The 12289-nt window shown below is 60.1% G+C and carries 15 protein-coding genes; 5 read left to right on the forward strand and 10 right to left on the reverse strand.

The genetic code is table 11. From position 1 onward, the window contains the following. Positions 1 to 130: 130 nt before the first annotated feature. The 4 genes from BXA01_RS05055 to BXA01_RS05070 form a co-directional block, all read right to left on the reverse strand. Positions 131 to 952 carry a TIGR03915 family putative DNA repair protein gene (locus BXA01_RS05055; RefSeq protein ID WP_076563448.1) on the reverse strand — a complete coding sequence of 274 codons (822 nt, stop codon included), beginning with the start codon at positions 950 to 952 and terminating at the stop codon, positions 131 to 133. Continuing rightward, the gene (locus BXA01_RS05060) at positions 949 to 2169 is read right to left on the reverse strand and encodes a putative DNA modification/repair radical SAM protein (protein ID WP_024013352.1); all 1221 of its coding nucleotides are present in this window, start codon (positions 2167 to 2169) and stop codon (positions 949 to 951) included. The genes BXA01_RS05055 and BXA01_RS05060 overlap by 4 nt, the downstream gene beginning before the upstream one ends. 167 nt (positions 2170 to 2336) lie before the next feature. After that, on the reverse strand, positions 2337 to 3656 hold the full coding sequence (locus BXA01_RS05065; protein WP_076563449.1) for an Nramp family divalent metal transporter: 1320 nt from the start codon (positions 3654 to 3656) through the stop codon (positions 2337 to 2339). A gap of 80 nt (positions 3657 to 3736) precedes the next feature. Next, a complete protein-coding gene (locus BXA01_RS05070; protein ID WP_076563450.1) occupies positions 3737 to 4273 on the reverse strand; it encodes a chalcone isomerase family protein in 537 nt (178 codons plus the stop codon). Positions 4274 to 4419: 146 nt separating this feature from the next. Here BXA01_RS05070 and BXA01_RS05075 point away from each other — a divergent pair, with 146 nt between their 5' ends. Both BXA01_RS05075 and BXA01_RS05080 read left to right on the forward strand, forming a co-directional pair. Continuing rightward, the gene (locus BXA01_RS05075; RefSeq protein WP_076563451.1) at positions 4420 to 5193 is read left to right on the forward strand and encodes a hypothetical protein; all 774 of its coding nucleotides are present in this window, start codon (positions 4420 to 4422) and stop codon (positions 5191 to 5193) included. Between the two features lie 85 nt (positions 5194 to 5278). Next, positions 5279 to 5836, forward strand: coding sequence for a hypothetical protein (locus tag BXA01_RS05080; RefSeq protein ID WP_076563452.1), 558 nt, complete (start codon positions 5279 to 5281; stop codon positions 5834 to 5836). Here the strand turns inward: BXA01_RS05080 and BXA01_RS05085 are convergent. From BXA01_RS05085 to BXA01_RS05100, 4 genes are all read right to left on the reverse strand, one after another. Continuing rightward, the gene (locus tag BXA01_RS05085) at positions 5826 to 6542 is read right to left on the reverse strand and encodes an alpha/beta hydrolase (protein WP_076563453.1); all 717 of its coding nucleotides are present in this window, start codon (positions 6540 to 6542) and stop codon (positions 5826 to 5828) included. The genes BXA01_RS05080 and BXA01_RS05085 overlap by 11 nt on opposite strands. A gap of 206 nt (positions 6543 to 6748) precedes the next feature. Continuing rightward, positions 6749 to 7861 (reverse strand): succinylglutamate desuccinylase/aspartoacylase family protein, encoded by a 1113-nt coding sequence (locus BXA01_RS05090; protein WP_076563454.1) that lies wholly within the window; start codon positions 7859 to 7861, stop codon positions 6749 to 6751. A gap of 199 nt (positions 7862 to 8060) precedes the next feature. Next, positions 8061 to 8840, reverse strand: coding sequence for an ABC transporter substrate-binding protein (locus BXA01_RS05095; RefSeq protein WP_024013359.1), 780 nt, complete (start codon positions 8838 to 8840; stop codon positions 8061 to 8063). A 258-nt stretch (positions 8841 to 9098) separates the two neighbouring features. After that, positions 9099 to 9527: a rhodanese-like domain-containing protein gene (locus BXA01_RS05100; RefSeq protein WP_076563455.1), complete on the reverse strand. Its 429-nt coding sequence runs from the start codon at positions 9525 to 9527 to the stop codon at positions 9099 to 9101. Between the two features lie 101 nt (positions 9528 to 9628). Between BXA01_RS05100 and ftrA the strand changes: the two genes are divergently transcribed. The 3 genes from ftrA (at position 9629) to BXA01_RS05115 (ending at position 11445) form a co-directional block, all read left to right on the forward strand. Continuing rightward, positions 9629 to 10618 (forward strand): transcriptional regulator FtrA, encoded by a 990-nt coding sequence (gene ftrA / locus BXA01_RS05105; RefSeq protein ID WP_076563456.1) that lies wholly within the window; start codon positions 9629 to 9631, stop codon positions 10616 to 10618. Positions 10619 to 10809: 191 nt separating this feature from the next. Continuing rightward, complete coding sequence (locus BXA01_RS05110; RefSeq protein WP_024013362.1) at positions 10810 to 11133, forward strand: type II toxin-antitoxin system RelE/ParE family toxin; 324 nt, start codon at positions 10810 to 10812, stop codon at positions 11131 to 11133. 3 nt (positions 11134 to 11136) lie between these two features. Then, on the forward strand, positions 11137 to 11445 hold the full coding sequence (locus BXA01_RS05115) for a helix-turn-helix domain-containing protein (protein ID WP_016775213.1): 309 nt from the start codon (positions 11137 to 11139) through the stop codon (positions 11443 to 11445). A gap of 33 nt (positions 11446 to 11478) precedes the next feature. Here BXA01_RS05115 and BXA01_RS05120 read toward each other — a convergent pair whose 3' ends face one another. Then, complete coding sequence (locus BXA01_RS05120) at positions 11479 to 11889, reverse strand: hypothetical protein (protein ID WP_076563457.1); 411 nt, start codon at positions 11887 to 11889, stop codon at positions 11479 to 11481. Between the two features lie 32 nt (positions 11890 to 11921). Next, positions 11922 to 12260 (reverse strand): FKBP-type peptidyl-prolyl cis-trans isomerase, encoded by a 339-nt coding sequence (locus tag BXA01_RS05125; RefSeq protein WP_076563458.1) that lies wholly within the window; start codon positions 12258 to 12260, stop codon positions 11922 to 11924. Positions 12261 to 12289 lie beyond the last annotated feature (29 nt).

Below are 12289 nucleotides of genomic sequence, written 5' to 3' on the forward strand. Positions count from 1 at the left end.
CAGAAGCCCTCCATTGAGTGATTGATGGAGGGCTTTTTTGTTGGGCTGCAAAAGATCAAAAGATCGCAGCCTTCGGCAGTTCCTACACGGTCTCTGTAAGACCTGCCGAAGGCTGCGATCTTTCGATCTTCTATTTCAAAGCAATCCGCTTCCCGGCTCGACTGGCGATTCCGCTCGCCTGCCCATTCTGCTGCTTGCCCATCCGCGCTTGGGTGATCAATCCCGGTATCAACTCGCCCTCCGGCAGATTCTTCCAGAACCGCACCGGCAAATGCCCTTGCATGACCTTCGGGTTCAACCGCGCCGGGTTGAAGATGTGGCTGTAGTAGGTCAACCACAAATCGCCGTGGGGGTCATCGACGTTCTGTGCCAGTTGCTGCCATTCAATCGGGCACTGCCGCTCGTGAATCAATTCCTCACCGTCGTAATAAACGCCGTCACGCGGTGTGGCGATCAACCAGCGATGCTGGCCCATGCGCCCGATAAAGTGCTCGCTGGCGCTGTGCAGAATGTCATGCGCCGGTTCGTGCCACGCCACGTATTGTGGACCAGGCAGATCCTTGGGCCGCTCGATGAAACGCACAAACGCATGCAGATGATGGGCCTCGCGGCTGACCTGCTTGATGCGGCGCTGCAACTCACTGCCGAGTTTGTCGCCGGCCATCATCGCCGTGCGGTCGCCGTGACTGACCCGCCAGAGCACTTCATACAACAGGCTCCAGCGCTGTTCGCCGCGATAGCGCGCCGCGTGCTCGAGGGTGGCGAGCAGCGCACGGGGAATACGCGCCTGAAACGGCCCCTGCCCTTCGGGCATGTGATCATCACTGGCAAACAGATCGCCAACGCCTTCCGCCGCCCAGCTCACCAGACTCGGGTCGATTTCATGGCTGAGCAACCAGCGCGCCTGCTGGCGCCAGGTGTCGAACAGATCGTCGCAATCAAGACTGATCATCCCCACAACCCCATCTGCTGCGGCATCGGCCGGTCACGTAATTGCTGGTAGAGCATGTGGCTGGTGACTTCCGCCTGTTGCGGGTGGTAATCGCTGGTGATGATGAACGGCTTGGCCTTGGCCAGCACACAGCGCATCCGCGCGACGTCTTCGTAACGGATGCGGCGCTGACGGCGCAGCTCGACCAGGCGCTCGGTGGTGCGCAAGCCGATGCCCGGGATGCGTGCGATCAACGTCGCATCGGCACGATTGAGGTCCAGCGGGAACACTTCGCGATTTTCCAGCGCCCAGGCCAGCTTTGGGTCGATATCGAGCGCCAGATTGCCCGGGCCTTTGAGCAATTCGTCAGCGCTGTAGCCGTAGCTGCGCAGGAGGAAATCAGCCTGATACAAACGATGCTCGCGCATCAGCGGCGGCGCGGCGAGCGGTACGCTTTTCGGGCTGTCGGGGATCGGACTGAATGCCGAGTAATAGACCCGGCGCAAACGGAAGTTGCCATACAGGGATTGAGCGCTGTGGAGGATGGTGCTGTCATCGGTGTCATCGGCACCGACGATCAATTGCGTGCTTTGTCCGGCCGGGGCGAATTTTGCCGAGCGCGGTTCGTTCAATACCGTCTGCACGCCGGTGTAGATGGTGTTCATCGCTTGCTTGATCGAGGTGATGTCCTTCTCCGGCGCCAGTGTCTGCAGGCTGGCGTCGGTGGGCAGTTCGATGTTGACGCTGAGGCGGTCGGCATAGCGCCCGGCTTCTTCGATCAAGGCCGGATCGGCTTCCGGAATGGTCTTGAGATGGATGTAGCCGCGAAATTCGTGCTCTTCACGCAGCAACTTCGCCACACGCACCAGCTGCTCCATGGTGTAGTCCGCCGAGCGGATGATCCCGGAGCTGAGAAACAGGCCGCTGACGCAGTTGCGGCGGTAGAAATCCATGGTCAGCGTCACGACTTCTTCCGGGGTAAAGCGCGCACGCGGCACATCGCTGGAACGGCGGTTGACGCAATATTGGCAATCGTAAAGGCAGAAGTTGGTCAGCAGGATTTTCAGCAACGACACACAGCGCCCGTCCGGCGTGTAGCTGTGGCAAATGCCCATGCCGTCCGTCGAACCGAGCCCGCTCTTGCCCTCGGAGCTGCGCTTGGGCGCACCACTGCTGGCGCAGGAGGCGTCGTACTTGGCGGCGTCGGCGAGGATGCTGAGCTTGTCGATGATTTGCATGGCGCGGGCTCTTTACTGTGTGCATATACAGTATAGGCTCGCCCGCCGGGAAACAAGTTGATGGATGACCCCTCGTCGGCTGGCCAGCTGAATTGTGGCCGCCCGCGAAAACCTGTGGGAGCGAGCCTGCTCGCGAAGAGGCCCTGCCAGTCTCCGCAACTCAGTAATCAAAACGCCCACTGCAATATCAACCAGCTGTTCGCCCCGCTGATCAACACAAACAGCCCCCAGGCCAGCACCCGCGTGGGCCAGCGATTGACGAACGGCCCCATCAATTGCCGGTCGTTGGTCATGCGAATCAGCGGGTACAAGGCAAACGGCAACTGCAGGCTGAGCACGACCTGACTCAACACCAGCAACTTGCCGATCGCGTTATCGCCCATGAGCCAGACGCCGATGAACGCCGGAATCAGCGCCAGCCCGCGAGTGATCAAACGCCGCTGCCAGCACGGGATGCGCAGGTTCAGATAGCCCTCCATGATGACCTGCCCGGCGATGGTCCCGGTGAAGGTCGAACTTTGCCCCGACGCGAGCAGCGCCACGCCGAACAGCACACTGGCCAGCGCACCGCCCACCAGCGGGTCGAGCAGGTGATAGGCGTCCTGAATGTCGACCACATCGGTGTGCCCGGACTGGTGAAACGCCGCCGCTGCGAGAATCAGGATCGCCGCGTTGACCAGCAGCGCCAGGGCCAGCGAACCGATGGTGTCGATGCGCGCCAGTTTCACCGCGTCCCGCTTGCTCGCCAAGTCCTTGCCGATCATCCGCGTTTGCACGATCGATGTGTGCAGATACAGGTTATGCGGCATCACTGTGGCGCCGAGGATGCCGATGGCCAGATACAGCGGCGCCGCATCGCCAATAGCCGACAGCGACGGTTTGAAGCCCATCGCGACGTCTGGCCAGTAGGGTTTGATCAGCAACAGCTCAACGAAAAAACACACACCGATGGTCGCGACCAGCACCAGCATGATCGCTTCGAGACGACGGAATCCCCGGTTCTGCAGGGCCAGCACCAACAGCGTGTCGAAAGCCGTCAGAGCGATGCCGAAGGTCAGCGAGCAACCGAGCAGCAAGTGAAATGCGAGAGCGCAGCCAAGCACTTCGGCGAGGTCGGTGGCAATGATCGAGATCTCCGCCAATATCCATTGCAAGCGCGCAGTCGGGGTGCTGTAGCGCTCACGGGACAACTGCGCCAGATCGCGCCCGGTGGCGATGCCCAACCGCGAGCAAAGGCACTGCACCACCATGCCTGCCAGACTCGCCAGCAACACGACGAACAACAGGCTGTAGCCAAAACGCGAACCGGCCTCGATCGCAGTGGCCCAATTGCCCGGGTCCATGTAGCCGATCGACACCAGCAAACCGGGACCGGCGAAACGCAGCACACGTTTGAAGAACGAGGCAGTCGGATCGACCGCGACACTGCCGGCCACTTCCGGCGGGCAAAACGGCGCGGTGGCGATTTTGGGCAAGCTGAATTTCACGCACACATCCAGAAACAAAAACGGGAGCCCGGCAGCTTAGTCGTTTCGCCTGATGCCTTGAAGCGCAAAGATCACTGAACCTATGGGTTCACGCCCAGCAACTGCTCGCGCAACTCGGGACTGCGTGTTCGTGGATCCAGCCAGATATCGAAAAACGCCTTGGCAAACTGCGGATCCTCAATCTCATGCTGGAGCTTCTGCCCGACAAAAAACCGCGCGCCCTGCCCCGGCAGATATACGCCGGTGATCCGTGTACCGGCCTGCACGTCGACAAACGACTGTTGCATCTGCGTCTGCCAGCCGGCCAATTGCGCTGAAGTGACCCGGGAACCGGCCAGGCGTTTGATCTCATCGACGCTGGTGCTGACCAGATCGTCGCGCGAGATGTTGCGCCGGTAGATCAGCTCCAGAGCAAACGGCTGGCCATCCGCCAGAGGCCGCGCGGCACTCCACAAGCGCGCGCTGTAAACGTCGAAGCCGAACACGCTGAAATCGCCGCTGCCGATGATTTGCGCGCCCGGCACTGCGTCCTGCCAATTGGCCCACGTCGGCGTCAGCAACAGCGCCCATAAACCGATGCCACAACAGCCACGAACGAGCTTGGGTGTTCTGTTCATCGCCGTATCGTCTCCGCTGCATTCTGATGATCAAAGCATAGCCGGATTCGCGCCTGATTTTTTGTATACAAAAATTGCGAACATAGGCAGCAATCTTTAGGCGGCAGTGCTAACGTGGCTCATCCTGACCCGACGGAGACACCCGCGTGCTGATCCTGAAATTGCTGCTGATTCCCGGCTTTCTCCTGCTGATTTCCCTGGCGGGCAAACGCTGGGGGCCGAGCGTGGCCGGGTGGCTGTCGGGATTGCCAGTGGTGGTCGGGCCGATTCTGTTCTTTCTGGCGATCGAACAAGGGCCGCAGTTTGCCGCGCAATCCGCCGTGGCTGCGCTATCGGCGATGTTCGCGATGATCGCTTTCTGCATCACTTATGCGCAGGTGGCGCAGCGGGCGAACTGGCCGTGGGCGTTGACCATTTCGTTGGCGGTGTGGGCCGCGCTGGCGACGGTGTTGTCGGTGATCCCCTCGTCCTTGCCGTTCTCGGTGATTGCGGCAGCGGTGGCACTGCTCGCTTCGCCTTATCTGTTCCCCGAGGTGCAGCCGGTGTTGAACGGGCCAGCACCGAAGTCGGACAAACTGATCTGGCGGATGATCGCCGGTGCGGCGCTGACGCTGGTGGTGACGATGCTCGCCAGCACCGTCGGCGAACGCTGGAGCGGCCTGCTCGCGGTGTTTCCGGTGCTTGGCAGCGTGATGGCGGTGTTCTCGCAACAAACCCGCGGCCCGGCGTTTACCGCTGCGTTATTGCGCGCAACGGCGACCGGCATGTATTCGTTTTCAGCGTTCTGCCTGGTGTCCGCCTTGACGCTGCCAAGCATGGGCCTCAGCGGTTTTGTCGTAGGCGTGGCAGTGTCGGTGGCGATGCTCGGGGTGACCCGGCGCCTGCTGGCGCGGCCATTGGCCAAGGCGCAAGCGCAATAACCGCCCGGACGAATCGCGCTGGAACGCCCGGCACGCTCCGTGGGATGATCGCCCGCCTCGCGCGACCATTTCCCGGAGATTTCAGATGTCATTGTTGAGCAAAAAAGCCGTCGTCCTGATGCTGGCGGCCGTCGCCGGTTTCGCCGCGATCAACGCGCACGCCGCCAAGGAAAAGGTCAAAACCGAGAAGGTTACGCTGCTCGACGGCAAATTCGCCTTCGTCCTGCCCAAAGGCTTTGTCGCTGACCCGCTGCCCGCCAGCCCGAGCGGGGCCAAGGGCACGATGTACACCAACCAGACCACCAAGACCGTGGTCATCGCCGCCGAAAACCAGATCCCCGCAGGGCAGAACGTCAAGGACAACGACGGTGAGTTTCTCGACGGCAGCGTGTCGAGTTTCATCGACGATCAGCGCAAAGCCCTGCCGGACTTCAATAAGCTCAGCGAGAAAAGCCTGACCCAGAAAGGCACCGGCCTCGGGCTGCGTCAGGTTGACAGCACCGCCACCCAGGGCGGTGGCCAGACGCTGAACACCACATTGCTGGCCGGCTCGGGGACGAAGATGGCGCTGGTGCAGGTGATTTCCCGCGCCAGCGACAAGAAAGCTCACGATGCCCTGGTCAAAGCCATCGTCAAGGATTGAGCCGCTGCAACCAGCCATTCAGATCGCGCAACTCGGCCGCACTGATGCTGTGGCCGACGCCCGGATACGCGTGAAACTCGGGCTGGTAATCGAGCTTCTGCAATAGCGCGTTGGCCTCGGTGCCGTGACGGTAAGGCACCGGATCATCAGCGGTGCCGTGGCCGATAAAAATGCTCAGCGGCAGTGGCGCTTGCCCGGGCTTGAGTTCGGCTTTGAGCACCGGCAACAAGCGCCCGCTCAACGCGGCAAACCCGCCCACGACCGCTGGCGCGCGCAGGCCCACTTCGTAGCTCATCATCGCGCCCTGGCTGAAGCCGATCAGGTACACCTTGTCGGGCGCGGCGTGATATTTCTTCGCCGCCTGGGTGATAAAGTCGCGCAGCTTCTGACCGCTGACCTTCAGATCATCGGTCTCGCCGTTGTAGGCGCCTTCGCCCTTCTTGCGAAACCACTGGTAACGTCCTTCACCCAACGTCATCGGCGCGCGCACGGAAAGGTAGTTGTACTGCGCCGGCAGCTGAAATTTCATGCCGATCAGATCGGCCTCGTTACTGCCGTAACCGTGCAGGAAAATCACCAGCGGACGTGGTTCAGCGTCGGCGTGGACCTGTTCGAGGTACTTGAGTGGCAAGTCGGATTGCAGGGTGGTTTGCGCGTGAACGGCGGTGGATGCGAGCAGGGTCAGCAGGGCGAACAATTTCAGCATTGCAGCGTTCCTTCACAGAGTGTCGGGTTCGCGGGGGAGCCTAACATTCTAGGATGAGGATCCAAATTTTGTGGAGTGGCTGATGCCGCTATCGCTGGCAAGCCAGCTCCCACAAGAATTGCGGCGTCTCCGAAATTTGAGATCAACCGCAACCCTGTGGGAGCTGGCTTGCCAGCGATGAGGTCAGCAAATTCAGCGAAGAGCCATCAGTCGTTCGTCAGCTTGCCGGTACGAAACGGCACCCGCCCCGCCACTTTCGCCTGCCAGATCCCCGGCTCGGTATAACGCCCGCGATCAATCGCGAACAGCACCCCGCTGGTGCCGGCGCGCACGGTGGTCACGCGATCCTGCAACGGGTCAACAACCTCGAACAGCGCCTCGCCCTGCTCTACCCACTCGCCGGCATTGCGCAAGAAACTGACCACGCCGTGGTGCGGGGCGAACAGGTATTCGGTGCCTTCGAACGGCAGACCTTCACAACATTCGCTCGGCGCCGCCGGCCATTCGCCGCTGATGAAACCCTGCTCGGCGAGAAAGCCCAGAATCGCTTCACAATTGGCCTGAGCCTGATCGACGCGGGTGTCGCCCATGCTGCCCAGCTCCAGCGTCGTCGCCAGATTCGCCGCCGGAATCGCCGCGTTCGGGAATGCTTTGGCCAGACGCAGCCACGGCGTCGAGCAGGATTCATCGAACGAGCTGCCGCCGGAGTCCTCGCAGAGCAACGCGACGCCAGCCTGCAACCGCGCCGCTAGCGATTGCCATTGCGGCCAGTGTTGCGGCAGCGCGTAGAGGTGAATCGCAGCGTCGAAGTCGCAGTGCAAGTCGAGGGTGATGTCGGCGTCGCAGGCGTGGCGCAGCAACAAGCGGTGCAAGGCTTCCAGTTGCGAGGCCGGCGCCGGCAATTCTTCGAAGATCTGAGCCATGGCCTGGCGGATCAGCGCGACATTGGCCTCGGCATCCGCGCCCAGACGCTCGCCCACCAGCGCAGCGACCGGGGCGCTGAGTTCGACGAATGCGCGGTTGAAATTCTTGCCGCTGCCCAATTCGAAGCGGCCCATGTGATTGCCTTGCAGATGCTGATCCAGGCCGATCGGATTGGCCACCGGCACCAGTTCGATAACGCCCTGCAAACGGCCCTGCCGCTCCAGTTCGTTCAAGCGCAGCTTGAGTTCCCACGCGGTACGCATGCCCGGCAGTTCATCGGCGTGCAGGCTGGCCTGGATATACACCTTGCGGCTGCCGGCGCCGTAGCGGAACACGCTGAGGGAGCGCTCGCTGCCCAAATGGCTCCAGGGCAGAACGTGGTCGATGCGTTGCATGGAAAACTCCTGAATAGCTGGATTACGCAAATCCCTGTGGGAGCGAGCCTGCTCGCGAATGCGTCAGGTCAGACGATGACGATGTCGAATGTCAGACCGCTTTCGCGAGCAGGCTCGCTCTCACAGAGAATTTCCATCAATAAAAAAACATAAAAAAAGTGGCCACCGCGCAAACGGGGCCACTTTTTTTCACGGCGTATTAATGGCCGTACACGTCAAAGTCGAAGTACTTGTCCTGGACTTTCTTGTACTCGCCATTGGCGCGGATTTCGGTGATGGCTTTGTTGAATTGCTCAGCCAGTGCGGTATCGCCCTTGCGCACGGCAATGCCAGCGCCGCCGCCGAAGTACTTGGCGTCTTCGTAGGTCGGACCGACGAATTCGAAACCTTTGCCGGCATCGGTTTTCAGGAAACCGTCGCTGAGGTTGACCGAGTCAGCCAGCATCGCGTCGATACGCCCGGACACCATGTCGAGGTTGGCTTCCTGCTGCGAGCCGTAGCGCACCAGTTCGATCCCGGCCGGAACCAGCACTTCGGTCGCGTAGCGGTCATGGGTACTGGCACGCAGCACGCCGACTTTCTTGCCCTTGAGTTCGGTCAGCGGGTCTTTGACGCCGGAGCCTTCCTTCATCACGAAGCGTGCCGGGGTGTGGTAGTACTTGATGGTGAAGTCGACGTTCTTCTTGCGATCGTCAGTGATGGTCATCGACGACAGGATCGCGTCGATTTTTTTCACTTTGAGTGCCGGGATCAGGCCATCGAACTCTTGCTCGACCCACGTGCATTTAACTTTCATCTGCGCGCACAGCGCGTCACCGATGTCCACGTCAAAACCAGTGAGTTTGCCGTCAGGGGTTTTCATCGAGAATGGCGGGTAACCGGCTTCGATACCGATGCGGATCGGCTTGGCGTCTTCGGCCACAGCGGTCAGGGACAACATCGACAGTGCCAGGGCACCGAACATCACTAGCTTTTTCATTTATTACTCCCGTGCGGAGGCTTTTATTGGCAGCTTTCGAGTCAGCGTTCGGTCATGGCGTTCTAACGGCAAAAACCGACGTGGCCGGCAGTCTATGGCGGCGCGCACGGAGGCAATTGTTTTTAAGCGACAATTACTTACAGAACATCGGCGCACGCATTGACGGGGGTCAACGCGTGCGCCGTGGTGGTGCGAAGGCTGTAGGACAAGACTGTTTTCAGAGCAAGAAGCGCCGATCCTCCGGCATCAACAGAAACGTCAGCATTCGCAGGCGACAGGTGTATTGGCGACTGACGCCGCGCTCAGTTCGAAACCTTCATCGAGCCATCCGGTGACGCCGCCGATCATCTCTTTCACCGGATAACCCAACGCCGCGAGCTTCACCGCAGCCTTGTTCGCCCCATTGCAATGCGGCCCTGCGCAATAGACTACGAACAAAGTGTGTTTCGGGTAATCGGCCAAGCGCTCCGCCGTGAGCAAGCGGGTCGGGATATTGATCGCGCCGGGTACATGGCCGCGCTCGAACGCCAATGGGCCTCGCACATCCACCAGAACGAAGTCGACCTCCCCGGGCTCTTGGCTATTGAACACGTCGGAACAATCGGTTTCGAAGGTCAGACGATTGCTGAAATGCATCAGGGCAATCGCCGAAGGTGCGGCGGGGATTTCGCGAACCAGGCTGGTCATGTTGTGTTGCTCTTTTGTCTGTGGGGGATGAACTGACTTTATCGAGACAGCGCTTGCCGCTACAGTGGCGCGCAAGACACCGACCGGGAGTTTTCCGCCAAATGCTTGCTCAGCCCAATCTGGTTGCCATTCTGGCCTACGATGGCCTCTGCACGTTCGAGTTCGGCATTGCCGTGGAGATCTTCGGCCTGGCCCGACCAGAGTTCGATTTCCCTTGGTACGAGCATGCAATTGCCGCAGTCGATCCAGGCCCGATGCGCGCCATGGGTGGCATTCAGGTGCTGGCCGATGGCGGCCTGGAACTGCTCGCCGCAGCGCGCACCATCGTCATTCCGGGCTGGCGCGACCGCGATGCCCCGATACCGCCAGCGCTGATCGACGCATTGCGTCAGGCCCATGACCGAGGCGCGCGGTTGCTGTCGATCTGCTCGGGCGTGTTCGTCCTCGCCGCCAGCGGCCTGCTCGACGGCCACCGCGCCACCACTCACTGGCGCTACACCAGCGAACTGGCGCAACGCTACCCTGCGATCGAGGTCGATCCGGACGTGCTCTACGTCGACGCCGGTCAACTGATCACCTCCGCCGGCAGCGCCGCCGGCATCGACGCCTGCCTGCATCTGGTGACACGTGACTTCGGCACGCAGGTCGCCAACGCCGTCGCGCGGCGACTGGTCATGTCGCCACAACGCACTGGCGGCCAGGCCCAATTCATCCCCACCCCGGTCAGCCCGACACCCCGCAGCGACCTGTCGCGCGTCATGCAATGGGCCCGCGAACGCCTGCACGAACCGCTGGAAGTCCGCGATCTGGCCAGCGAAGCGGCGATGAGCGAGCGCACGTTTTTGCGGCGCTTCACCGAAGCCAGCGGGCAAACGCCCAAAGCCTGGCTGCAACATGAACGCCTGGCGCGAGCGCGGGAGCTGCTCGAGAGCACCCATCAACACACCGAGCAGATCGCCCAACGCTGCGGCTATCGCTCGGTGGAGAGTTTTCGTGTGGCGTTTCGCAGCGTGGTGGGCGTACCGCCGTCGGTTTATCGGGAGCGGTTTGGGCGAAGCAACAAGCTTTCGCTCCATCCCACAGCGTTTTAAGCGCTGACGTTGAGGGCCAGGCCGGCAGAAACGCTCGCGGTGAAAATTGTGAAACGGAAAATGCGGCTTGCTTTATATTGATTCTGATATAACCTGAAAATCAAACGCGCACTGGCACTTCTTGCAATACAACTCACCGTCGCCGCTTACGTTCAGCTATTACGCTTTTCCTTTTGACACAGGACTAGCCGATGCCGAAACACAAGGATGTGGTGTTCGTGGGAAGCGCGTTGAAAGATCTCAAAGCGTTCCCGGTTGATGCCCGAAGAGCGGCGGGGTTTCAGCTGGACCTGTTGCAACAGGGTGATGCCCCACTCGATTGGCGCCCTATGAAAACCGTAGGACGCGGTGTCAACGAAATCAGGATCACCGAGGACTCAGGGGCGTTTCGCGTGTTTTATGTAGTCAATCGACCTGAAGCAATCTATGTGCTTCACGCCATGCACAAAACCACGCGTAAAACGGAAATTAGAGACATCGAACTGGCCCGGGCCAGATATCAGGAAATAGGTTAAGCCATGAAGGAACATCAAGACTCATCCCAACGATTTTCCAGTGTATGGGATGCATTGGAGGACACGCCTCAGGAAGCCGCCAACATGCGTTTGCGAGCCAAGCTCATGCGTTCGCTTTGCGAGACCATTCGAGCGTGGGAGCTCCCTCAAAAGGACGCGGCACAGAGATTGGGAATCTCGCAGCCGCGCCTCAATGATGTACTCAACGGGAAAATCGACAAATTCTCGCTCGATGCATTGGTCAACCTGTCAGCTGCTGCAAGGCTGGAGGTGGACATTTGCTTTCCGTCAGGCCCGTTGCAATGGGCCTGACTGACGATCTGTTTAGGACAGTCGTCGATTGACCTATATGCGGAAGTCAGCGAGCACAAAGGTCGTGTGAGTTCGAAGGTAACCGTCGACGTCATCCAGCGAATGCAATGCTCCACTGGATGACTCGATATTGGACGCATCGTCCTGACGAACCAAAGTTACGATAAACATTCCATCCTTTTGAACAAGTGTCCCGGTTACCTTTATTGCCATCCCATTCTCCTGAGAAAAAGAGGTCACGCTTATTGGCTTGACCTGCAGATTGCCAGCCACCTTCGCTTTGAGCTTTTTGCGCTTGGCAAGCAGTTCTTTACTAGCCACCCAACTGCCCACTCCAGCGGCGACGGACAATACGTACATGTAGTTGTAGCTTGATCTGCCACGCGTACCATGCTTTTCAATCAGCCAATCGGTGACTTGCGAGACTACTTGCCAAATATCCATCACTCTTAGTCCTGTGCTAAAAACTCCCCGTTTCAATCCTCCCGCGTCAAAACCTCCAGCAACTCAATCTCAAACACCAGATTCGAATTCGGCGGGATCTTGCCCATGGTCCGCTCGCCGTAGCCCAGATGCGCCGGCACCAGCAACTTGCGTTTGCCGCCGACCTGCATGTCCATCAGGCCCTGGTCCCAGCCTTTGATCACGCGGCCAGTGCCGATCACGCACTGAAACGGTTTGCCCCGGCTCCAGGACGAATCGAATTCAGTGCCGTCTTCCAGCCAGCCGGTGTATTGGGTGGTGATCAGCGCGCCTTTCACCGCGGCTTTGCCGTCGCCCGGTTGCAGGTCGATGATTTGCAGTTCGTCTGTCATGTCGTTGGCTCTTGAGATGTTCGCAGGCG

The sequence above is a fragment of the Pseudomonas sp. B10 genome (assembly GCF_900156235.1).
In the GTDB taxonomy this organism is placed as follows: domain Bacteria; phylum Pseudomonadota; class Gammaproteobacteria; order Pseudomonadales; family Pseudomonadaceae; genus Aquipseudomonas; species Aquipseudomonas siliginis.